This window comes from Arthrobacter sp. LjRoot14, from assembly GCF_964253905.1.
GTDB lineage: Bacteria > Actinomycetota > Actinomycetes > Actinomycetales > Micrococcaceae > Arthrobacter.
On record NZ_CAXURL020000001.1, the window covers coordinates 3,239,127 to 3,260,655 of the forward strand.

Below are 21,529 nucleotides of genomic sequence, written 5' to 3' on the forward strand. Positions count from 1 at the left end.
TCTTTGTGCCGCGCGAGGCCAGTGGATATCAGCCCAGCCACGTCCGAAGCGCCCGAAGGCATTCGCGGATCGCATCGGCGTCGACGTGCTCGTTATCCTTATGCGCCAGCAGAGGATCGCCCGGGCCGAAGTTGACGGCGGGTATCCCCAGTTCGCTGAAGCGCGCGACGTCGGTCCAGCCGTATTTGGGTTTCGGTTCCGCGCCGACCGCGGCCACGAAGGACGCGGCGGCCGGATGGTTCAGGCCGGGCCGCGCGCCGGCGGCACTGTCCGTCTTGACGACGTCGAACCCCTCGAGAAGCTCCCGAACGTGGGCTTCCGCCTGTTCCGGGTTCTTGTCCGGAGCAAAGCGGTAGTTGATTTCCACCACGCAACGGTCGGGGATGACATTGCCGGCCGTGCCGCCGTTGATCTTCACCGCATTGAGGCTTTCGCGGTAGTCCAGGCCGTCCACATTGATGGTGGCCGGTTCATAGGCGGCCAGCCTGGCGAGAATAGGGGCCGCGGCGTGGATGGCGTTGCTGCCCATCCACGCCCGGGCGGAATGCGCGGCTTCGCCGACGGTGGTTGCCTCGAAGCGCATGGTGCCGTTGCATCCGCCTTCCACAGTGCCGTGCGTCGGCTCCAGCAGGATGGCAAAGTCGCCGTCCAGGAGCTCGCCATGGTTGCGGACCAGGCGCCCGAGTCCGCTCTTCACCGCTTCCACTTCCTCATGGTCGTAGAACACGAAGGTGACGTCCTTACTCGGTTCCGCGCCGCCGTCGAACATTGTTGCCGCCAGTGCCAGCTGCACCGCGACTCCGCCTTTCATGTCCGTGGTGCCGCGGCCGTACAGCAGCCCTTCCCCCGGTGCGCCGGACGGCCAGAACGATGGGACGGTGCCCAGTGCCCCTTCGGTGGTCGGCAGGGGCACCGTATCCAGGTGCCCGGCCAGGATGACCCGCTCCGGGCGGCCGAGGTCCGTACGGGCAATGATGGAGTCGCCGTCCCGGACGATCTTGAGCTGCGGAATCTTCAGCAGGGCGTGTTCGACGGCGTCGGCCAGTTCCTTCTCGTTGGCCGAGACGCTGTTGATGTCAATGAGCGCAGCGGTGAGGAGGGCGACGTCCTGGTGGAGGTCCAGGCGGACAGAGGCGGTTTGAGCAGTCACGATGACAGTCTAGTTCGAGACCTGCTCCCGCCTCTCGATAGACTGGGACCATGACTGAAACCGCTGCTGCTTCCGCCGTGCCCGCTGACAATTCCGCGTCCGCCGACGCCCGCTCCGCCTATGGCTACGGTGTGGCCACCATTTCCACCCGTAACGGCGAGGCTACGGTGCTGGACGTCTGGTTCCCCGCGCCGTCCCTTGGAACAGCAGCGGACAGCCTCCGGAATGTGGAAAGCGCCGATCCCGTGCTGGCCGAGATCGCTGCCGCCGGCGCCGACGCGGACCGCGGGACGGAACAGCAGGTTGTGTTCGTCCAGGTCCACCTGGACGAAGCCCCCGCCGATACCGCGGACGCCTACCTGCGCCTGCACCTGCTCTCGCACCGGCTGGTCCGGCCCAACACCATCAACCTGGACGGCATTTTCGGCAAGCTCCCCAACGTCGTGTGGACGAACTTCGGCCCGGCTGCCGTTGACGGCTTCGAAATGACCCGGGCCAAGCTGCGCAAGCGCGGCGCCGTGACGGTCTACGGCGTGGACAAGTTCCCCCGCATGGTGGACTATGTGGTGCCTGCAGGTGTCCGGATCGCCGACGCTGACCGCGTCCGGCTTGGCGCGTACCTTGCCGAGGGCACCACGGTGATGCACGAAGGGTTCGTCAACTTCAACGCCGGCACCCTGGGCACCTCCATGGTCGAAGGCCGCATCTCAGCGGGTGTCGTCACGGGGGACGGCACCGATGTGGGCGGCGGTGCGTCGATCATGGGCACCCTGTCCGGCGGCGGCAAGGAGAAGATCTCCCTCGGCGAACGTGTGCTGCTGGGTGCAAACTCCGGTGTGGGCATCAGCATCGGCGACGACTCGGTAGTGGAGGCCGGCCTGTATGTCACGGCCGGGACCCGCGTACGCGTGATCGGCCCGAAGGACGCCGACGGCGAGGACACCACCAGGGTGGTCAAGGCAGTTGAGCTCTCCGGTGTGCCCAACCTGTTGTTCCGCCGCAATTCCGCGAGCGGCGCTGTTGAGGTGCTCCCCCGCAAGGGCCAGACAGTGGAACTCAACGAGGCACTCCACGCCAACTGAGTCAGCCCGCCCACAGAAGTCAACCGGCCCGTCCAGGGCCTGAGGGAGTAGCCCCGTGTCACGGAGACGTGGCCTGCGCCGCCTGCTAGTGCTGGGGCTGGCCCTGGCCCTGATTGCCGGCGGCATCTACACTGCCGTGGCCTTTATCCAGCGCTCGGAAACGCTCATTGCTGAGAAGTGCACCGCCGCCGTCGGGGCACGGAAGGCCGACCTGGCCACCGACCAGGCGGCGAACGCGGCCCTGATCACCGCTGTCGCCGTGCGCCGCGGGCTGCCGCCCAGGGCGGCGAGCATCGCTTTGGCCACGGCCATGCAGGAATCCAAGCTGCGCAACATCGAGCACGGGGACAAGGCGGGCCCGGATTCGCGCGGCCTGTTCCAGCAGCGCCCCTCGCAGGGCTGGGGCACCGAGGAACAGGTGATGGACCCCTACTATTCGACCGGGGCCTTCTACGACGCCCTGGTGAAGATCCCGGGGTATGAGTCGTTGGAAGTCACGGCCGCCGCGCAGCAGGTCCAGCGCTCGGCATACCCCGCAGCTTACGCGGAGCATGAGGATATGGGCCGGGCCTTTGCCTCTGCCCTGACCGGCCAGTCCCCCGCTGCGCTGGACTGTACGCTCAAGTCACCGGAGGGTTCAGGTGATGTCCAGGCCGTGCTCGGCGAAATGAACGCCGCTTTCGGGAACCTCCAGGCTTCGGCAGACGGCAGGACGATCGTGCTGCAGGCGGAAGGCAGCGAGGCTTGGGCCGTTGCGCAGTGGGCTGTGGCGAACGCGAAGTCCCTGTCGGTGACGGAGGTCGGAGTGGATGGCCGCAGCTGGGACCGGGCGTCCAGGAACGGCTGGCAGCCTTCGGGTGACCAGTCCGGCCAGGTCACGGTCACCGTCGCCGCCGGAGTTCCCTGACGGTCAGACGAGCAGTTCCACCACGGGTTGGACGTAGCTTCGGAACACCTCGGGCTGGGAGAGCAGTTCCTTGCTCATGATGATCTTGTCCGGCTCCAGGTACCACGCCCTTGGTTCCGTCAGCGGAAGTTCGATGATAGTCAACGTAAAGTCACGCGAACCGCGGCCCACCTCCAGCAGGCGGTCCTCCACCATGTCGCCGAGGACTTGAGGGGCGCCGGTGGCCTCCCGTTCGGCTTCGAGCGCCGCGTATTCAGCACGGCGCTCCCGTGCCCACGTCAGGGCCGAACCGAAGTGGGCCTGCAGCACGCGCTGAAGAGCCGGAGAGTTGCCAAAGGCCTCGAAGTCCGGCGGCGTCACGTCCGGGGTCATTTGGGGATGCGCCTTGAGCAGCTGCTCCCACCAGGCCTCCCATTCCGTCTTCAGCGCACTGATTCCGCCTACTTCGGAGGTGAGGCTGGTGTGGTCCACCGGACGGATTTTGGGTGCCAAATGGCAAAGCGCCGGACGCCCGGCGGAGTTGAGACCTGCGGCGTCGCGAACATAAAGCGCGATGAGCATGGGACCCGAGGTGTCCATGGTGATTCGCCAGCCAGGACCGCCTGTTTGGTGCATCCGAATGGCCTCCCTTGGCATGTTTACTGTCCCAGTGTATTCCTGATGACTAGCCACGTTAATGGCTGGTTGAAGACTAGCCCAGACTCTGCAGATGCGATGACAGGACGTCCCGGCACATCTCGGCAGTCATCCATTCCGGCTGCAGCAGGGCGTGCATCGTCAATCCGTCCAAGGTCGCCAGCAGCCTCTCCGCCTCGGTCACCAGGGCCTGGTGACCGTCGCCGTCCCCCGTTTCTCCGGGTCCCCGGAGTTCCATAATCAGCCACCCCACGACGGCGGCAACAGCGCGGTGGCTGCGGTCGGCCTCGGCGGCCAGGAAAGGCCTAATCCGCGCGGCATTCTTGAATGCCATCCAGACACATGCGTCCACCGCCCGCTCCTCGTCCAGCGGGAGGAACTGGCCCAGCAGGGTTAACACGCCCTCGGCATACCCGGGTGTCCCGGGGTCCTGCCGGCTGAGGTGCTCCCGGGCCACGTCCAGCCTGCCGGTGATCCTGTCCACCACAACGCCAAAGGAATGGGCCAGCAAGTCGTCGCTGCTGGCGAAGTAATGGCGGACGGAACCTACCGCCAGTCCGGCCTCGTCAGCTACCTCACGCAGGGACGCCCGTTCCAGCCCGTCCGCCGCGATGATTCTAAAGACTGCTTCGACAACTTCCTGGCGCCGGACGGCGGCATCAACAATTTTGGGCACCCCTATTATTTAGCACAGTTGTGCCGCCAAGGTGTGGGCAACACGGGCGGAAGCCTGGCGAATTGGGATAGCGTTGGGTCCATGAGAATTCTGGTTACGGGCGGCACCGGCTACATCGGGTCCCACACTGTTCTGTCCCTGCAGGAAGCCGGCCATGAGGTAGCGGTCATCGACAACCTGGTCAATTCAAGCGAAGAGTCGCTGCGCCGCGTAGCCGAGCTCAGCGGCAAGGAGGCGGCGTTCCACAACGTGGACCTCGTGGACGAGGCGGCCGTGGACGCCGTCTTCGCGCAGGACCGGATCGATGCAGTGATCCACTTCGCCGGACTCAAGGCCGTGGGCGAATCCGTTCGGGAGCCGCTGAAGTATTACTACAACAACCTCGTCGGCACGCTGAACCTGATCCGTGTCATGGACCGGTATGACGTCCGCTCCCTGGTGTTCAGCTCCTCCGCAACCGTGTACGGCGAGCACAATCCCATCCCCTACGTGGAAAAGATGGAGATCGGCGCCAACAATCCCTACGGCCGGACCAAGGAACAGATCGAGGACATCCTCTCGGACCTCGGAGCCGCAGACACCCGCTGGCACATCGCACTCCTCCGGTACTTCAACCCGGTGGGAGCACACCCGTCCGGCCGGATCGGCGAAGACCCGCAGGGCATCCCCAACAACCTGGTTCCGTTTATCGCCCAGGTCGCCGTGGGCCGCCGCGAAAAGCTGATGGTCTTCGGCGGCGACTACGACACACCTGACGGAACCTGCCTGCGTGACTACATCCACGTCGTGGATCTTGCCGAAGGCCACGTCGCGGCCCTCAAGCACGTGGCTGACCGCACCGGAGTCTTCCGCTGGAACCTCGGCTCCGGCAAGGGATCTTCCGTCCTGGAAGTGCTTCGATCCTTCGAAAAGGCCGTGGGCCACGAGCTCCCCTACGAGATCACCGGCCGCCGGGCGGGAGACCTTCCGGCGTTCTGGGCTGATGCCACGTCCGCCCTGGCCGACCTGAGCTGGTCCACCACCAAGACGGTGGACCAGATGTGCGAGGACCACTGGCGCTGGCAGAAGAACAACCCGCTGGGCTACAACTCCTGATCTCGACAGGCTCGATCACCAGAAAAAACGACGCCGGCCGCGCACCCAAGGTGCACGGCCGGCGTCGTTCTTTATTCTTTGGTCACCGGTATAGGTCGACCCGGCTAGCTGGCCGGGTAGTTGCGCTCCGGCTCTCCTGTGTAGAGCTGGCGCGGACGGCCGATCTTGGTGCTGGGATCGTTGATCATTTCGCGCCACTGGGCAATCCAGCCCGGCAGGCGGCCGATCGCAAAGAGGACCGTGAACATCTTTTCCGGGAAGCCCATGGCCTTGTAGATCAGGCCGGTGTAGAAGTCCACGTTCGGGTAGAGCTTGCGCTGGATGAAGTAGTCGTCGCCCAGGGCCTTCTCTTCGAGGCGCATGGCGATGTCCAGCAGTTCGTCGTTGCCGCCAAGCTTGCCGAGCACTTCGTGTGCCGTGTCCTTGACGATCCTGGCCCGCGGATCGTAGTTCTTGTAGACGCGGTGCCCGAAGCCCATGAGGCGGACGCCGTCTTCCTTGTTTTTGACCTTCTCCATGTAGTCCTCAGGCTTGATGCCCTCGGTCTGGATCTGGCGCAGCATCTTGAGCACTGCCTCGTTGGCGCCGCCGTGGGCGGGGCCGAACAGTGCGTTGATACCTGCAGATACGGAGGCGAAGAGGTTGGCGTTGGACGAACCCACCAGGCGCACCGTGGACGTGGAACAGTTCTGCTCGTGGTCCGCATGCAGGATCAGGAGAAGGTCCAGGGCCTTGACCATGACCGGGTCCAGCTCGTACTGCTCGGCCGGAAGCCCAAAGCTGAGGCGCAGGAAGTTCTCCACGAGGTTCATGGAGTTGTCCGGGTAGAGCATGGGCTGGCCGATGCTCTTCTTCAATGCGTAGGCGGCGATGACCGGCATCTTGGCCAGGAGCCGGTAGGTGGACACTTCCACATGCTCGGCGTTGAAGGGGTCCAGGGAGTCCTGGTAGAAGGTGGAGAGGGCGGACACGGCCGAGGACAGGACGGGCATCGGGTGTGCGTCGCGCGGGAAGCCGCCGAAGAAGCCCTTGAGCTCTTCATGCAGCAGGGTGTGGCGGCGGATGCGCTGGTCGAAGGCATCCAGCTCGGTGGGCGTCGGCAGGTTGCCGTAGATCAGCAGGTAGGAAACTTCCAGGAAGCTGGAGTGCTGGGCCAGCTGCTCGATCGGGTACCCGCGGTACCGCAGGATTCCGGCATCGCCGTCGATGTAGGTGATGGCCGAAGTGGTGGCCGCGGTGTTCATGAAACCGGGGTCAAAGGCAACGGCGCCTGTCTGCTTCAGCAGTTTGGAAACGTCATAGCCTTCGTTTCCTTCTACAACCTTGATGCGCGGGAGTTCGAGTTCGCCGCCCGCATGGCGCAGGGTTGCGCTGGTGGTCTCAGTCATGGAGTCTCCTCATGAGGCGCCAGGGCCTCTCTGTAGAAAGCTTGATCCAACCTCCGGTGGAGCCGCCCGAGGAGCCTGCAAGGCAGGGATTCCAACGGCCGGGCTGCCTTCTTGTAGAAAGCCACCATTGATAGTCAGTTAAAAAGTACCGCTCCAAGGCAAGGTGACACTAATCCGGTAGTGCCTAAATGCCTCGAAAACGCCCCCGTTGTGTTGCGTGTCACACCATTGTTACGGACCCGTAGCCGCTAAGCGCCGGCGGTCAGCCGCGCCACTGCCGCGTCGATCCGCTCGTCCGCGGCAGTCAGCGCCACCCGGATGAACCCGTTGCCGGCGTCGCCGTAGAAGACGCCGGGCCCCACCACGATTCCGAGTTCGGCCAGCCTGCCCACGGTGTCCCACGTGGCCTCGCCGGCAGTGCACCACAGGTAGAGCCCGGCCCTGGACTCGTGGATTGCCAGCCCGAAGGCCTCGAGTGCGGGAACTATCCGTTCCCGCCGTCCGCGGTAAAGGTCTTTCTGTGCCTCTACGTGGGCGTCGTCCCCCAGTGCGACCCGCATGGCTTCCTGCACCGGATAGGGAACGATCATGCCCGCGTGTTTCCGGCTGTTCACCAGATTGGCCATGATCACCGGATCGCCCGCGACGAACGCGGCACGGTATCCCGCAAGGTTCGACTGTTTGCTCAGCGAATACACCGCGAGCAGGCCGTCATGTGATGTTCCGGCAACGCGGGGGTCCAGGATGCTGGGCACCGGGTGGCCGCCGCGCTGGACGTCCCACTCCCCCCAACCGAGTTCCGCATAGCATTCGTCGGAAGCAACCACGGCGCCTACCTCGCGGGCCTGGTCCACGATCCGCTTCAACGACGCGGCGTCACGGACGCTTCCGGTGGGGTTGGCCGGCGAGTTGACCCAGACGAGCCGGACGCGCTGCCGCGTCTCGTCGTCCAGTTCATCAAGGTCGTCGGCGGCGATCTGTTCAGCGCCGGCGAATGACGCCCCGATGTCGTACGTGGGGTAGGCAACCGTCGGACGGACGACGACGTCTCCGGGCTTCAGCCCCAAAAGGAACGGCAGCCAGGCCACAAGTTCCTTGGACCCGACGGTGGGCATCACGTCCCGGGGGTCCAGCCCGGGAACGCCGCGGCGGCGCGCGAACCAATCCGCGATCGCTGCGCGGAGCGCCGGCGTTCCATGCACCGTGGGGTACCCCGGGGCGTCAGCGGCCCGCTGGAGCGCCTCCTGGATCAGGGCAGGCGTATGGTCCACGGGGGTTCCGATGGAAAGGTTGACTGCCCCTCCGGGGTGCTCCGCGGCCCTGGCAAGATACGGTGCCATGGCTTCCCACGGGTAGTCGGGCAGGCTGAGTCCGAAGCTGCGTACCGCGGAGGTCACGCCAGACGCCTCAGTGATCCTGGTTCTGGGGCGGCAGGGCGGCAATCATCGGGTGGTCGGTGTGCGTGTTGCCCACCTTCGCGGCACCGCCGGGAGAACCCAGCTCGTCGAAGAATTCAACGTTGGCCTTGTAGTAGTCGGCCCACTCGTCGGGGGTGTCATCCTCGTAATAGATGGCTTCCACGGGGCAAACCGGTTCGCAGGCGCCGCAGTCGACGCATTCGTCCGGATGAATGTAGAGGGACCGCTCACCCTCGTAGATGCAATCGACGGGGCATTCCTCAATACATGCCTTGTCCTTGACATCTACACACGGCTGCGCGATTACGTACGTCACGTCCCTTGCCTCTCCACGTTGGTTCCGGCGTTCGGCCGGATATCACTCCCGGCCTGAGCGCCGGGCTGCTGACTTCTGAGCCTATTATCTACCAGCCTGTTCCCGCGAACCTAGCCCGTCATACAAAGCCCGGCGTCATACAAGCCCGGCATCCTAGTATGAAGTGGTGAATTCGCAGATCCCCACTCCCCGGCAGTTCCTTGAAGGCGCCTCCCTGGGCACAAGGGTGGTGGTGCGTTACAGGATATCGGAGGGCCTGACGGATGCGCTGGGCGACCTGGTGGGAATCAACCAGGCGGAATGCACCGTCCGGACCCGGCGGACCGACGTCGTCATTCCGTTGGCCATGGTGGTGGCAGCGAGGCCGGTGCCACCGGCACCGGCGCGGCGTGCCCCGCGCACCGCCCCCTAGCCCTCCGGACAGGCTTGGCTACACTTTCCCTATGAACCGGCCGGAGCAGGACCCTGATGCGGACGTTGCCGCCAAGGGACGCGCCCTCAGCTCGCCGCTGCGGCTTCGGATCCTGCGGATGTGCCTGCACCAGTCACGGACCAACAAGGAGATTGCCGAACTCCTGGGCCTCAACCCGGCGTCAAGCCTGCACCATGTCCGGACTCTCGTGCGGACCGGGTTCCTGGTGCCTGGAGAGCGCCGGAAAGGCAAGAGGGGCGCCGTCGAGGTTCCCTACACGGCCAGCCGCACGTCCTGGCATACGCCCGTGGACAACGTGGCTCCGATCCTGATCGAGACGTTCCTGCAGGAGACCAGGGATCTTCCGTCGGAAGACATCGAGGTGTGGCGCCTCGGGGTGAAGTTCAACGCCGAGCACCGGGAGGAAATGCTCGCCAAGCTGAGGGCGGTAATGGAAGAGTACGTCCGGCTCCCGGCCGACGACGACGGCGAGGCCACCTCGCTGATGATCGCCCACCACCGGGACCCGAAAGCCGGTTGAGCCGGCACTGACGAACCCTCAGTCCGGCGGGCGCAGCCTCCGGTAGCGCCGGCACCACAGGAGCATGAGGACGGTTGTTCCCGCGATGCCGTAGATCCAGGTGTTCCCCGGTAGGTCTCCGACGATGAGCCGTTTGCCGGGCTCCAGCATTGACAACCAGCCCGCCAGAACATAGGCGAGGCCGCCGCACACCGCCGTCGGGACGACTGAGCGGAAGCCTGCCCCGAGGAGCAGCTGGACCGATCCGAGAAGGGCCAGGGCTGCCACCGCACCCCAAGGAAGCACGACGCCGGCCACCATCCACTGCTGGCGGTGCAGGACCGTACCTGCCGTGGCAACGAAAAGAGCTGCCGGCACGGCGGCGGCAATACCGCCTGCCATGCCGGCAGCTCTAGTGTTCACGAAAGTGATGACCCGAACGTGCCGGGATCAGACCTTGGCGCGGGCGCGGTTGGCCTTGGCACGCTCGTTGGTGTCCAGGATGACCTTGCGGATACGGATGGACTCCGGGGTGACCTCAACACACTCGTCCTCGCGGGCGAATTCGAGGGACTCTTCGAGGGTCAGGTCGCGCGGCGGCGTCAGGTTCTCGAAGGTGTCGGAGGAGGCGGCACGCATGTTGGTGAGCTTCTTTTCCTTGGTGATGTTGACATCCATGTCGTCCGCGCGGGAGTTCTCGCCGACGATCATGCCCTCGTAGACCTCTGAGGTGGGCTTCACGAAGAAGGAGCCGCGTTCCTGCAGGTTGATCATGGCGAAAGGCGTCACCACACCGGCGCGGTCGGCGATCATCGAACCGTTGGTACGGTACTCGATCGGACCCGCCCAGGGCTCGTAGCCCTCGGAGATGGAAGCCGCGATGCCGGCGCCGCGGGTATCCGTGAGGAACTTGGTGCGGAAACCGATCAGGCCGCGGGCCGGAACGATAAACTCCATGCGGCACCAGCCGGTGCCGTGGTTGGCCATGTTGGTCATGCGGCCCTTGCGGGCTGCCATGAGCTGCGTGACGGCGCCGAGGTACTCTTCCGGTACATCGATGGTCATGTGCTCCATCGGCTCGTGGATCTTGCCGTCGATGGTCTTGGTGACCACCTGCGGCTTGCCGACCGTCAGCTCGAAGCCTTCGCGTCGCATCTGCTCGACAAGGATGGCGAGGGCGAGCTCGCCACGGCCCTGGACTTCCCAGGCGTCGGGACGCTCGGTGGGGAGAACCTTGATGGAGACGTTACCAATCAGTTCCTTGTCCAGGCGGTCCTTCACCTGGCGGGCCGTGACCTTGGCGCCCTTGACCTTGCCGGCCAGCGGCGAGGTGTTGATGCCGATGGTCATGGAGATCGCGGGATCGTCCACGGTGATCAGGGGCAGCGGCTGCGGGTTCTCGGCGTCGGTCAGGGTCTCACCGATCGTGATGTCCTCGATGCCGGCGACGGCGACGATCTCGCCCGGGCCTGCGGACTCGGCCGGAACGCGGTCCAGGGCCTTGGTGGCCAGCAGTTCGGTGATCTTGACGTTCTTCAGCTCACCGTTGGCGCGTGCCCAGGCAACGGTCTGGCCCTTGCGCAGGGTGCCGTTGTAGATGCGGAGCAGAGCCAGGCGGCCGAGGAACGGGGAGGCGTCCAGGTTGGTGACGTGGGCCTGCAGGACGCCGTTCGGGTTGTACGTCGGGGCCGGGATGTGTTCGATGATGGTCTTGAACAGCGGCTCAAGGTCCTCGTTCTCCGGAGCCGTGCCGTCGGCCGGCTGCTCGAGGGAAGCGCGGCCAACCTTGGCGGCGGCGTAGACGACCGGGACTTCGAGGATCTTGTCCAGGTCCAGGTCCGGGACTTCATCGGCAAGATCGGACGCCAGGCCCAGGAGCAGGTCCATGGACTCGTGGACAACTTCTTCGATCCGCGCGTCGGGGCGGTCGGTCTTGTTGACCAGGAGGATCACCGGCAGGTGCGCGGCGAGGGCCTTGCGAAGCACGAAGCGGGTCTGGGGCAGGGGTCCTTCAGAAGCGTCAACAAGGAGCACAACGCCGTCAACCATGGACAAGCCGCGCTCCACCTCGCCGCCGAAGTCGGCGTGGCCGGGGGTGTCGATCACGTTGATCGTGATGGTCTCGCCCATGGAGGACGGTCCGTTGTAGGCCACCGTGGTGTTCTTGGCCAGGATGGTGATGCCCTTTTCGCGCTCCAGGTCACCGGAGTCCATGACGCGGTCTTCGAGGTGGTTGTGCTCGGCAAAGGAGTTGGTCTGCTTGAGCATGGCGTCGACCAGGGTGGTCTTGCCGTGGTCAACGTGGGCCACGATCGCGACGTTGCGCAGGTCACTGCGCGATGCAGTGGCTACCGCGGTGTTGGTGGTGGTTTCAGACATGCGTTATTGCTCGATTCAGTGGTGAAGTCAGCTGTGGTATCGCGACATTTCCAACCGGAACGCACGACGGACAAGACCCTTTGGCACAGGGCGCCTTCTACAAGTCTAAGCGCTAGGTCATTTATTGGCCTAAAAACCCCAAATCCGCGCCCACGCGCCCCCGTTACCGAAGCGTCACTTGAATGGAAAGAATAGTGCGTAAAGTTACTGGATATTCCCAGTGCTATGCCTCATGATTGCGGAGGTAACAGCACGCACAGCCCGGAGACCATAGATGCGAATTGCCTCAGCTTTGCCCCGCTTCATCGCACCTATGATCGCTGTCGGCGTTCTGATGGCCGGCTGCGGCCAGGCGCCGCAAGTACCGGACGCCGCCACGGAATCGAACGGTTCCGCCCTGGCGCAGCCGTCAGCCGGTGCTGTTCCGCTGAAGTCTGCGTCCGCTCCCCGGAAGTCAGCCGCCGCACCGGTGGCTGCTGCGCCGGGTGAACCCGTGGCCGCGGGTTCTGCAGCGAAGGCACAGCTCACCCCGGAACTTGATCCGGCAACCATGGCCCCCGGGTCCGTTTACAAGAACCCTGCAAACGGCCGCAACGAAGTGATCGTGGCCAACATCAGGCGGACCGCCGTCCTGATCGGGGATTCCCAGTCCGAACCGGAAGCCGGCTGGCCGCGCCAGGGCCTGGCCGCCATGGGCTACAACGTCTTCTTCTGCGGCCGCGGTGGCACCGGGTACGTTGCCTCGAACGGCAAGACCGGCAACTACATCGACGCCCTGCAGCGCGGTGACTGGCAGCTCCCCTACGGTTCCCCCGCGCTGGTTGTCATCGAGGGCGGTGGCAACGATGCTGCACGTGGAGCAACCGACGCCCAGATCGTGGCCAATGCCGAGCGCCTGATCGCGTCGCTCAAGCAGCGCTACCCCGGGTCCAAGTTCGCCATGATCGGCACCTTGGCCCGCGGGGTCAACTACGGCGGCGGGCGCCGGTCACAGGTGGATACACTGCTCAGCACCGTCGCGGCCAAGCACGCCATCCCCTTCATCAGCGTTGGAGACTGGCTGACCAAATACAACCTGGCGAAGGAACTGGCGGACGGCGTGCACATGAACAGCGTCGGACACAAGGCGCTGGGCACGATTCTGGCCGCACGGCTGAAGGAACTGGGCCTTGAGGCCCCGGCTCAGCCGGCCACCTCGGCGTTGCCGGTTGGCTAGGCCGGCGTCCCGCCTTTGAGCTTCACGCCTTCACCACGCAAGCGGACAAAGAAGGAGCCGGTATCCACCCAGCGGGGCGGATACCGGCTCCTTCCTTAGGCAACTGGCGTCTGTTCAGGCAACGTCTGTTCAGGCAACTTCGGGCGGCAGCATGAGCCGTGCACCCGGAATGGCGTTGAGCAGCGCCTTCGTGTAGTCCTTCTGCGGCGCGTCGAAGACGTCATCCGTTGAACCGGTTTCAACCAGCTTGCCCTTTTCCATCACGCAGACGTGGTCCGCAATCTGCCGGACCACGGCGAGGTCGTGGGTGATGAACAGGTAGGTCAGGCCCAGCCTGGACTGGAGCTCAGCGAGCAGGTTCAGCACCTGCGCCTGGACCAGCACGTCCAGGGCTGAGACCGCCTCGTCGCAGATGATCACTTCCGGATCGAGCGCCAGTGCACGGGCAATGGCAACACGCTGACGCTGACCGCCGGACAGTTCATTCGGGTACCGCTGCATGGTGGACTGTGGCAGCGCCACCTGGTCCAGGAGCTCGCGGACCTTCTTCTCCCGGCTGGCCTTGTCCCCGATCTTGTGGGTGCGCAGCGGTTCCTCAATGGTCCGGAAGATGTTGTACATCGGGTCGAGGGAACCGTACGGATCCTGGAAGATCGGCTGCACGCGGCGGCGGAACGCGAAGATCTCCTTGTTGTTCAGCGTGGACGTGTCCACACCGTCGAACACGATCTTGCCTGACGTCGGCTGGAGGAGGTTAAGCACCATCTGCGCCACAGTGGACTTGCCGGAACCCGACTCCCCCACAATCGCCGTCGTGGTCCCGCGTTTGACGCTGAACGAGACGTCGTCCACGGCGGTGAAGTCGGTGGACTTCCCGAAGCCGGAACGGAGCTTGAACACCTTGCGGAGGTTCTGGATCTGGAGCACGTCTTCAGTCATGGTCGGCTCGACGGCCACTGCCTCGCCGGGGGCCAGCAGTTCGTCCGACTCGACGCCGAGCTCCTTGGCCACCTGGATGCGCCGTGAGGCCAGTGACGGGGCCGACGCCACAAGCCGCTGCGTGTACGGGTGCTGCGGGTTCTGCAGCAGCTCCAGTGACGGCCCGGCCTCCACGACCTGGCCGCGGTACATCACCACTACCTTGTCCGCACGTTCGGCGGCGAGGCCCAGGTCGTGGGTGATGAGCAGGACGGCCGTGCCCAGCTCGGTGGTCATCTTGTCCAGGTGATCCAGGATCTGACGCTGCACGGTCACGTCCAGGGCCGACGTCGGCTCGTCGGCGATGAGCAGGCGCGGCTGGCAGGACAGGCCGATCGCGATCAGGGCACGCTGGCGCATGCCGCCGGAGAACTCGTGCGGGTACTGCTTTGCGCGGCGTTCGGCGTCGGGAAGGCCTGCCTGGGCGAGAACCTTCGCAACGTCCGCCGGCCCGCTGGGGCGCCCGTTGGCCCGCAGCGTTTCCTTGACTTGGTAGCCGATCTTCCACACCGGGTTGAGGTTGGACATCGGGTCCTGCGGGACCATGCCGATGGTGTTGCCGCGCAGCTCGATCATGCGCTTTTCCGGGGCATCGGAAATGTCCTCACCGTCGAGGAGTATCTGTCCGCCGGAAACCCGGCCGTTGGCGGGCAGCAGGCCGATGGCGGCCAGCGCCGTCGTCGACTTTCCGGAGCCCGACTCACCCACGATCGCGACCGTTTCACCCGGCATGATGGTCAGGTGGGCGTTCCGGACGGCCTGGACCTCACCGGAACCGGTCTTGAAGGAAATAGCGAGGTCGCGGATTTCCAGGAGCGGCTTGTCCGCCAGCTCTGCCTCACGGATGCTGACATCGGAACTTGTCATGATTGCCTCGTTCATCGTTGGCGGCTCTTCGGGTCGAGGGCGTCGCGCAGGGCATCGCCGAGCATGATAAAGCTCAGGACAGTGACGGAGAGCGCCATTGCCGGGTAAAGCAGGATCGCCGGGTTGGTGCGCACAGAGGACTTGGCTGCGGCGATGTCGTTACCCCAGGACATGATGCTGCCTGGCAGGCCGATGCCGATGAACGACAACGTGGCTTCGGCAACGATGAAGACGCCGAGTTCCATGGTGGCCAGGACGATAATCGGCGCAAGTGCGTTCGGCAGCACGTGCCTGATGAGTGAGCCGATGCGCGAGACGCCAAGGGACCGGGCCGCAGTGACGAAGTCGGCGTTGCGCACTTCGATCACGGCTCCGCGCGTGATGCGGGCCATCTGCGGCCAGCCGAGGATCACCAGGACCATGACCACTGTCCAGACGCCGCGGTTTTCACGCATGAACGGCAGCTGCGAGACCACCAGCGCGCCCAGAATAAGCGGCAGGGCGAAGAAGATGTCGCCAAGACGGGCAATGACGGCGTCGATCCAGCCGCCATAGAAGCCTGCCAGGGCACCGAGTGTGACTCCGATGATGAGGACGAACAGCACGGAGAAGACACCCACCATGAGCGACGCCTGGGTACCGTGGATGAGGCGGGAGTATACGTCGCAGCCCTGGAAGGTGAATCCGAGCGGATGCCCGGGTGCCGGGGCGCCGTCGGAATTTGCCAGCTGGCAGTTGTCGTTCGGCGCCACCTGGGTGAACAGGCCCGGAAAGAGCGCCACCACAATAATCAGGGCAATCATCACGGCTGAAATGATGAACAGCGGGCGACGGCGGAGCTTGCGCCAGGCATCGGCCCAGAGGCTAAGCGGTGCCTGGTCTACTTTGAGCGAGTCTGTTGCCAGCAGAGGGGTCTCCTCAACGGGGGCAACGAAGTGCTCGATTTCGCGATTAGTTTTCATAACGGATCCTTGGATCAAGCCAGGCATAGAGCAAGTCGACCAACAGGTTGGCAATGACGAAGACGAGCACCAGGACGCTGACAATCGCGACCACGGTGGGGCCTTCGCTGCGGATGACGGCCTGGAACAGCTTCTGGCCAACGCCCGGGACGTTGAAGATACTCTCCGTAACGATGGCGCCGCCCATCAGGCCGCCGAGGCTGGCGCCCAGATAGGTGATGACCGGAATCATCGAGTTACGAAGGATGTGCGTGATCACCACGCGCGGCCGTGACAGGCCTTTCGCGGTGGCGGTGCGCACGTAGTCGGCATTCATGTTTTCGATGACCGATGCACGGGTGAGCCGCAAGACGTAGGCGAAGGAAACCAGTCCAAGCACAGTGGCCGGCAGGATCAGGTTGCCCCAGTCCGCGTTTGCTCCAACAGTGGGTTTGGCCCAGCCAAGCTGCACACCAATCAGCAACTGCAGGACGAAGCCGAGGACGAAGGTCGGGATGGCGATGACCACCAGAGACGCGACGAGCACCGTCGCGTCGAAGATCTTCCCCTTGCGCAGGCCGGCAATGAGGCCGAAGGTGACGCCAAAGACAGTCTGGATAATGAGGGCCTCGACGGCAAGCATGACCGTCACCGGAAAAATCCGGCCGAGGGACGCCGCAATCGGCTGGCCGGTGAAATCCACTCCGAGGTTGAAGGTGAACAGGTTCTTGAGGAAGAGCCCGTATTGCACCCAGAACGGCTGGTCGAGGTTGTACTGCTGGCGGAGCTGCGCGATCACGGCTTCGCTGGGGGGACGGTCGCCGAACAGCGCCCGGATGGGGTCACCCGGAAGCGCGAAGACCATGAAATAGACGAGCAGGGTGGTTCCGATAAACACCGGAATGATCTGCAGCAGGCGCCGGAGAATGTACTGGATCACAGCGACATCTCCCGCGCGTTTGTGGGGCTAAGGGGGATCATGTAGGACAGCTTTCGTGCCGGTTCCAAGGCTATGGGGGCCCGGCTTTTTGGCCGAACCCCCATTAGCTTTTTGACGTGGATATGTTCCGAGAACTACTTGGCGGTGATGGCCCAGTACTGCAGAACACCGTTCCAGCCAGAGTCAACATTGCTGACGTTCTGGCTCCAGACGGCCTGGCGTGCGGAGTACCACAGCGGCAGGTTCGGGAGTTCCTCGAAGAGAATTTCCTGTGCCTGGGTGAACTTCTTGTTGGCGTCGTCCGTGGACTTGGCGCCGAGGCCTTCGGTGAGGAGCTTGTCGAACTCGGGGTTCGTGTAGCCCTCGTAGTTGGCGCTGGCGCCGGTCTTCAGGAGCGGGCCGAGGAAGTTGTACAGCGACGGGTAGTCTGCCTGCCAGCCGGCACGGGTCAGGCCGGGAAGGTCCTTGGCGGTGCGCAGCTTCAGGATTTCAGCAAACTTGGCGAACGGCTGGCCCTCGGCCTTGATTCCCAGGTTGTTCTTGAAATTGTTGGCAACGGCGTCGATCCATTCCTTGTTGCCGCCATCGGTGTTGTACGCAAGCTGCAGGGTCTTGTCAGCCGGCCACGGGCTGATGGCGTCGGCCTTCGTCCACAGGTCCTTGGCCTTGGCGGCGTCGAACTTGAGAACATCGGAACCGGCAACATTTTCGTTGTAGCCGTCAACGGCCGGGGAGGTGAAGTCCTTGGCCGGGATGCGGGTTCCGGAGAAGATGACTTTGGTGATCTCTTCGCGGTTGATGGCCATGGACAGCGCCTGGCGGCGGAGCTTGCCCGCCTCGCCCTGGAACTCGGGCAGGTAGCCCGGGATGTTCAGGGTGGAGTTGCCTGCATACGGCTTGTTGAGGTGGTTCTCAGGGAAGTCCGTGGTGTAGGTCTTGAGGGCATCCGTCGGCAGGACGTCCGTGACATCGAGGTTGTTGCCCTGGATGTCGGTGTAGGCCGGGGCCGGGTCGGTGTAGAACTTGAACGTCACGCCGCCGTTCTTGGCAGCGCGTGCGCCCTGGTAGTCAGCGTTCTTGACCAGTTCGATCTGGCTGTCGTGCTGCCAGGCACCTTCCTTGGCCATCTTGTACGGGCCGTTACCGACCGGGTTCTCGCCGAATTTCTTCGGGTCCTTGATGGCGTCAGCGGGCAGCGGCATGAAGGCCGAGTAGCCAAGACGCAACGGCCAGTCGGCTTCAGGCTGCGTCAGCTTGACCGTGATGGTGGAATCGTCCTTCAGTGCCAGGCCTGAGAGGGTCTGTGCGGTGGGGGCAGGAACGTCGGTGTCCTTGCCGTCCGCGCCCTTTTCCGTCTTGGTGGCGCTGACTGCGTCATAGCCTTCGATGGATTCGAAGAAGCTGCTGTTGCTCTGGGCGTTGGTGCTCAGAGCGGCGAAGTTCCATGCGTCAACAAAGCTCTTGGCGGTAACTTCCTCGCCGTTGGTGAACTTGCTGCCGGACTTGACCTTGATGGTGTAGTTCTGGCCGTCCGGGGACTCGATGGACTCTGCCAGCGCGTTCACGGACTTGCCGCTGGGGTCGTAGCTCCGAAGTCCCTCGAACAGGAGCTCCACAACGCGGCCACCGTACACTTCGCCGGTATCGGCGGGCATCAGGGGCTTCTGCGGTTCGTTGCTGTACGCGGTGATGACCTTGTTGGGGTCGCCTGCAGCCTGGCTGGCACCGTCTGTGGAGCCGCCTCCGGCACCGCATCCGGTCAGGGCAAGGGCCGCGATGGCAACCATGCCCAGTGCTTTGGAAGTGCGCGAAAAACGCATTCCGCCTCCTATGAGTTGTGGGAGTTGAGTTAGGGAAATCTTGTGCTTCCCCGCAGGCCGGGCACAGAGGTGTCCTGTGACGTGGCATACATAAGTGAGTAGCCTAACCTCAAAATGTCCAAATATTGGAACTCTGTTGCCAAACTGTGACCCGGTCACAATTTGACCACTAGCGTCAACAGCGGCGCATTTCAAGTCACATGTTACTCACTGGTATGCTACCCCTGATGTGACGGACGCTACTCCACTCCACTCGCCAGCAACTGCGCCCTCAGCTCCCTCCGCTCACGCTGTTTTTCGGGGTCCGGAAGCGGCACGGCGGCAAGCAGCCGCTGCGTGTAGGGCTCCTGCGGATTGCGCAGAATCTGGTCCCGGGTGCCTTGCTCGACGATCCTGCCGCGTTGCATCACACAGATCCGGTCGGCCAGTACGTCGACCACTGCCAGGTCGTGAGTCACGAACAGGCAGGCGAAGCCGAGGTCCTTTTGGAGGTTCTGGAACAGTTCAAGCACTTTGGCCTGCACAGAGACGTCAAGAGCCGACGTCGGCTCATCCGCCACCATCAGCTTCGGCTTGAGCGACAGCGCCCGGGCAATGCCCACGCGCTGCTTTTGCCCGCCGGACAGTTCATGCGGGTACCGGTTGCGGTAGCTCCGCGGCAGCTCAACCTGGTCAAGCAGGGCCTCGATCCGCTTCTGCAGCCCGCTTCCCTTGGCTTCCCCGGCAAGGAACATCGGTTCGCCGATGCTCTCGCCGATCGGAAGGCGCGGGTTCAGCGACGAGGACGGGTCTTGGAACACCATGCCGATGTGGCGGCGGACCTGGTGCAGCTGTTTGCCGTTTTTCTTGGCGGCGGAGATGTCCTGGCCTACGACCCGCATGGTGCCGGCGGCGACCGGAAGCAGCCCCACGGCCGCCCGGCCGATGGTGGTCTTGCCTGAACCTGATTCGCCGACCAGCCCAACCACCTGGCCCGGGTAGATCACAAGGTTTGCGCCTTCGACGGCCCTGAAGGCCGGCACACGGCCCTGTTTGGGGTACTCGATCGCCACATCGGTCAGTTCAAGGACAGGCTCGCCCCGGGGCCGTTCGGCGGCTGCAGCAGCAAGGGCCGCGGCGTTCTCGCGTTCGCGCCGGAGCAGTTCGGCGTGGTCCACCGATTCCAGTTCGGCATGGGTCGCAGCAGCCAGCGCAGCAGTGACATCCACCCCTTCGCCCGGCTCCGCACCTCCTTGGCCGAGGTGCGGCACGGCCGCCAGCAGCGCCTGGGTGTACTCATGCCGGGGGTTGCGGAAGACCTGCTCGGCAGTTCCGGTCTCAACAATCAGCCCCTGCCGCATCACTGCGATCCGGTCTGCAAGGTCGGCCACCACGCCCATGTCATGGGTAATCAGCACGATGGCGCTGTCCAGCTTGTTCCGCAGGTTGCGCATGAGGTCAAGGATTTCTGCCTGGACCGTCACGTCCAGGGCCGTGGTGGGCTCGTCGGCAATCAGCAGTTTGGGGTCGCAGGACAATGACTGCGCGATCATGGCCCGTTGCCGCTGGCCGCCGGACAGCTGGTGCGGGTAGGACCTGAAGGCCTTCTCCGGATCCGGGAGTTCCACCAGCTCCAGCATCCGCAGGGCACGCTCTTTGGCCTGCTCAGGGGAAACCTCGTTGTGGAGCCGCACCGTCTCCACAATCTGCGCCCCCACGGTGTACACGGGGTTGAGGGCGGTCATCGGCTCCTGGAAGATCACGGCAACATCCTTGCCGCGGACCTCCCGGATGTTGGCTGCGTTGGCGCCGAGAAGCTCCTTCCCGGAGAGCCGGACGCTGCCGGACACCCGGCTGTTGCTGGGCAGGAGGCCCAGGAGGGCCATGGAACTGGCACTCTTGCCGGAACCGGACTCCCCCACAATGGCAAGGACTTCGCCTGCTCTGACCTCGTAGTTCAGGCCGATGGCCGCGGGCACCCACTTCTTGTCCACGCCGAAGTCAACGCTGAGATCGCGGACCTCAAGGACAACTGCGCCCTTGGCGGGATCCTGTGCCGGGGCGGTGTCCTGGTTAGGGGTGATGTTGTCAGTCATGACGCGTTCCCTTCCGCCCAGGCCACGACTGCACTGAAGATTAGTGCTGTGGCCTGGAATCCTGAATTATTAGGGGCATGAGCAGTGTGCCGCACGCCGGAAATGTTGAAGTCTTCAAAGCCCGCACCAACAAGTGGTTCGCCTGGCTGTCCTGGCTGGTCGCAGCACTTGGCCTCGCCGTCACTGCGGCGGCCGGAGAGCCGGCGGCGCTTCTGGGCACAGGCCCGCTGCTGCTGGTCGGCTTCCTGGGCTGGCTGCTGTTCTGGATGCCCGCTGTGGTGATCCACGACGGCGGCATCACGCTGGAGAATCCGTTCCGCTCCGTCGACGTCCCGTGGTCCGCCCTCGTGAACGTCGACACCCGGTACGCGCTGACGCTGGTCACGCCTGCACGGAACTATGTCTCGTGGGCTGCACCCGCGCCGGGCATCTGGGGTGGGCGCAACGCCCGTCCCGAGGATCTCAAGGGCCTTCCTTCCGCGACCTACGGACCGGGAAAGTCCGTGCGTCCCGGGGACCTGAAGACCACCGATTCCGGCCAAGCGGCCCGGCTGGTTCGCGGACGTTGGGAAGAGCTGGTCGAAACGGGCGCCCTGGACGCGGGAAATGCCGAAGCAACGGCTGTCAGGGTGACCTTCCGCTGGACGGCCATTGCCGCCACTGCCGTGCTCCTGGCCGCCAGCTACTGGGGCGTGGCAGTTCCGTAGGGCGGA

General features: G+C 64.4%; 20 protein-coding genes. 7 read left to right on the forward strand and 13 right to left on the reverse strand.

All coding sequences use genetic code 11. From position 1 onward, the window contains the following. Positions 1 to 28: 28 nt before the first annotated feature. Positions 29 to 1,150 (reverse strand): succinyl-diaminopimelate desuccinylase, encoded by a 1,122-nt coding sequence (gene dapE, locus ACSQ12_RS14585; protein ID WP_436065860.1) that lies wholly within the window; start codon positions 1,148 to 1,150, stop codon positions 29 to 31. A 50-nt stretch (positions 1,151 to 1,200) separates the two neighbouring features. Between dapE and dapD the strand changes: the two genes are divergently transcribed. Then, on the forward strand, positions 1,201 to 2,232 hold the full coding sequence (gene dapD, locus ACSQ12_RS14590; RefSeq protein ID WP_209743325.1) for a 2,3,4,5-tetrahydropyridine-2,6-dicarboxylate N-succinyltransferase: 1,032 nt from the start codon (positions 1,201 to 1,203) through the stop codon (positions 2,230 to 2,232). 55 nt (positions 2,233 to 2,287) lie between these two features. Further along, positions 2,288 to 3,139: a hypothetical protein gene (locus ACSQ12_RS14595; protein ID WP_436065861.1), complete on the forward strand. Its 852-nt coding sequence runs from the start codon at positions 2,288 to 2,290 to the stop codon at positions 3,137 to 3,139. Positions 3,140 to 3,142: 3 nt separating this feature from the next. On the opposite strand, the gene ACSQ12_RS14600 is transcribed toward ACSQ12_RS14595, so the two are convergent. After that, positions 3,143 to 3,754: a hypothetical protein gene (locus tag ACSQ12_RS14600; RefSeq protein ID WP_436065862.1), complete on the reverse strand. Its 612-nt coding sequence runs from the start codon at positions 3,752 to 3,754 to the stop codon at positions 3,143 to 3,145. Positions 3,755 to 3,830: 76 nt separating this feature from the next. Then, the gene (locus tag ACSQ12_RS14605) at positions 3,831 to 4,451 is read right to left on the reverse strand and encodes a TetR/AcrR family transcriptional regulator (protein WP_436065863.1); all 621 of its coding nucleotides are present in this window, start codon (positions 4,449 to 4,451) and stop codon (positions 3,831 to 3,833) included. A gap of 81 nt (positions 4,452 to 4,532) precedes the next feature. Here ACSQ12_RS14605 and galE point away from each other — a divergent pair, with 81 nt between their 5' ends. Continuing rightward, on the forward strand, positions 4,533 to 5,546 hold the full coding sequence (galE, locus tag ACSQ12_RS14610) for a UDP-glucose 4-epimerase GalE (RefSeq protein ID WP_436065864.1): 1,014 nt from the start codon (positions 4,533 to 4,535) through the stop codon (positions 5,544 to 5,546). 104 nt (positions 5,547 to 5,650) lie between these two features. Here the strand turns inward: galE and ACSQ12_RS14615 are convergent, their stop codons facing one another. The 3 genes from ACSQ12_RS14615 to fdxA all read right to left on the reverse strand — a co-directional run bounded on the left by ACSQ12_RS14615 (position 5,651) and on the right by fdxA (position 8,668). Further along, positions 5,651 to 6,934, reverse strand: coding sequence for a citrate synthase (locus ACSQ12_RS14615; protein WP_043482784.1), 1,284 nt, complete (start codon positions 6,932 to 6,934; stop codon positions 5,651 to 5,653). Positions 6,935 to 7,182: 248 nt separating this feature from the next. Continuing rightward, on the reverse strand, positions 7,183 to 8,331 hold the full coding sequence (gene dapC / locus ACSQ12_RS14620; protein WP_209743315.1) for a succinyldiaminopimelate transaminase: 1,149 nt from the start codon (positions 8,329 to 8,331) through the stop codon (positions 7,183 to 7,185). A gap of 10 nt (positions 8,332 to 8,341) precedes the next feature. Then, positions 8,342 to 8,668, reverse strand: coding sequence for a ferredoxin (fdxA, locus tag ACSQ12_RS14625; protein ID WP_011692652.1), 327 nt, complete (start codon positions 8,666 to 8,668; stop codon positions 8,342 to 8,344). 166 nt (positions 8,669 to 8,834) lie between these two features. Here fdxA and ACSQ12_RS14630 point away from each other — a divergent pair, with 166 nt between their 5' ends. Continuing rightward, on the forward strand, positions 8,835 to 9,080 hold the full coding sequence (locus tag ACSQ12_RS14630) for a putative acetyltransferase (RefSeq protein ID WP_436065865.1): 246 nt from the start codon (positions 8,835 to 8,837) through the stop codon (positions 9,078 to 9,080). A gap of 31 nt (positions 9,081 to 9,111) precedes the next feature. Then, the gene (locus tag ACSQ12_RS14635) at positions 9,112 to 9,621 is read left to right on the forward strand and encodes an ArsR/SmtB family transcription factor (RefSeq protein ID WP_209743313.1); all 510 of its coding nucleotides are present in this window, start codon (positions 9,112 to 9,114) and stop codon (positions 9,619 to 9,621) included. Between the two features lie 18 nt (positions 9,622 to 9,639). On the opposite strand, the gene ACSQ12_RS14640 is transcribed toward ACSQ12_RS14635, so the two are convergent. Continuing rightward, positions 9,640 to 10,002, reverse strand: a complete 363-nt coding sequence (locus tag ACSQ12_RS14640; protein ID WP_436065866.1) for a hypothetical protein — start codon at positions 10,000 to 10,002, stop codon at positions 9,640 to 9,642. Between the two features lie 48 nt (positions 10,003 to 10,050). Further along, on the reverse strand, positions 10,051 to 11,979 hold the full coding sequence (gene typA, locus ACSQ12_RS14645; protein WP_436065867.1) for a translational GTPase TypA: 1,929 nt from the start codon (positions 11,977 to 11,979) through the stop codon (positions 10,051 to 10,053). 274 nt (positions 11,980 to 12,253) lie between these two features. Between typA and ACSQ12_RS14650 the strand changes: the two genes are divergently transcribed. Further along, the gene (locus ACSQ12_RS14650; RefSeq protein WP_209743308.1) at positions 12,254 to 13,195 is read left to right on the forward strand and encodes an SGNH/GDSL hydrolase family protein; all 942 of its coding nucleotides are present in this window, start codon (positions 12,254 to 12,256) and stop codon (positions 13,193 to 13,195) included. A gap of 129 nt (positions 13,196 to 13,324) precedes the next feature. Here the strand turns inward: ACSQ12_RS14650 and ACSQ12_RS14655 are convergent, their stop codons facing one another. The 5 genes from ACSQ12_RS14655 to ACSQ12_RS14675 all read right to left on the reverse strand — a co-directional run bounded on the left by ACSQ12_RS14655 (position 13,325) and on the right by ACSQ12_RS14675 (position 20,816). Beyond that, a complete protein-coding gene (locus ACSQ12_RS14655; RefSeq protein WP_436065868.1) occupies positions 13,325 to 15,040 on the reverse strand; it encodes an ABC transporter ATP-binding protein in 1,716 nt (571 codons plus the stop codon). An 11-nt stretch (positions 15,041 to 15,051) separates the two neighbouring features. Beyond that, on the reverse strand, positions 15,052 to 16,002 hold the full coding sequence (locus ACSQ12_RS14660; RefSeq protein ID WP_436065869.1) for an ABC transporter permease: 951 nt from the start codon (positions 16,000 to 16,002) through the stop codon (positions 15,052 to 15,054). Beyond that, a complete protein-coding gene (locus ACSQ12_RS14665) occupies positions 15,992 to 16,921 on the reverse strand; it encodes an ABC transporter permease (protein ID WP_209743302.1) in 930 nt (309 codons plus the stop codon). Before ACSQ12_RS14665 ends, ACSQ12_RS14660 begins: the two co-directional genes overlap by 11 nt. A gap of 134 nt (positions 16,922 to 17,055) precedes the next feature. Further along, positions 17,056 to 18,741, reverse strand: a complete 1,686-nt coding sequence (locus ACSQ12_RS14670) for a peptide ABC transporter substrate-binding protein (protein WP_209743300.1) — start codon at positions 18,739 to 18,741, stop codon at positions 17,056 to 17,058. A gap of 239 nt (positions 18,742 to 18,980) precedes the next feature. Then, positions 18,981 to 20,816 carry an ABC transporter ATP-binding protein gene (locus ACSQ12_RS14675; RefSeq protein ID WP_436065870.1) on the reverse strand — a complete coding sequence of 612 codons (1,836 nt, stop codon included), beginning with the start codon at positions 20,814 to 20,816 and terminating at the stop codon, positions 18,981 to 18,983. A gap of 77 nt (positions 20,817 to 20,893) precedes the next feature. Here ACSQ12_RS14675 and ACSQ12_RS14680 point away from each other — a divergent pair, with 77 nt between their 5' ends. Beyond that, a complete protein-coding gene (locus tag ACSQ12_RS14680; RefSeq protein ID WP_209743296.1) occupies positions 20,894 to 21,523 on the forward strand; it encodes a PH domain-containing protein in 630 nt (209 codons plus the stop codon). Positions 21,524 to 21,529 lie beyond the last annotated feature (6 nt).

Bases quoted from the DNA above. Each gene is read 5' to 3' on its own strand.
- dapD (WP_209743325.1), top strand. From the start codon at position 1,201: ATGACTGAAACCGCTGCTGCTTCCGCCGTGCCCGCTGACAATTCCGCG.
- ACSQ12_RS14600 (WP_436065862.1), bottom strand. From the start codon at position 3,754: ATGCACCAAACAGGCGGTCCTGGCTGGCGAATCACCATGGACACCTCG.
- galE (WP_436065864.1), top strand. From the start codon at position 4,533: ATGAGAATTCTGGTTACGGGCGGCACCGGCTACATCGGGTCCCACACT.
- ACSQ12_RS14615 (WP_043482784.1), bottom strand. From the start codon at position 6,934: ATGACTGAGACCACCAGCGCAACCCTGCGCCATGCGGGCGGCGAACTC.
- ACSQ12_RS14635 (WP_209743313.1), top strand. From the start codon at position 9,112: ATGAACCGGCCGGAGCAGGACCCTGATGCGGACGTTGCCGCCAAGGGA.
- ACSQ12_RS14640 (WP_436065866.1), bottom strand. From the start codon at position 10,002: ATGGCAGGCGGTATTGCCGCCGCCGTGCCGGCAGCTCTTTTCGTTGCC.
- typA (WP_436065867.1), bottom strand. From the start codon at position 11,979: ATGTCTGAAACCACCACCAACACCGCGGTAGCCACTGCATCGCGCAGT.
- ACSQ12_RS14650 (WP_209743308.1), top strand. From the start codon at position 12,254: ATGCGAATTGCCTCAGCTTTGCCCCGCTTCATCGCACCTATGATCGCT.
- ACSQ12_RS14655 (WP_436065868.1), bottom strand. From the start codon at position 15,040: ATGACAAGTTCCGATGTCAGCATCCGTGAGGCAGAGCTGGCGGACAAG.
- ACSQ12_RS14660 (WP_436065869.1), bottom strand. From the start codon at position 16,002: ATGAAAACTAATCGCGAAATCGAGCACTTCGTTGCCCCCGTTGAGGAG.
- ACSQ12_RS14670 (WP_209743300.1), bottom strand. From the start codon at position 18,741: ATGCGTTTTTCGCGCACTTCCAAAGCACTGGGCATGGTTGCCATCGCG.
- ACSQ12_RS14675 (WP_436065870.1), bottom strand. From the start codon at position 20,816: ATGACTGACAACATCACCCCTAACCAGGACACCGCCCCGGCACAGGAT.
- ACSQ12_RS14680 (WP_209743296.1), top strand. From the start codon at position 20,894: ATGAGCAGTGTGCCGCACGCCGGAAATGTTGAAGTCTTCAAAGCCCGC.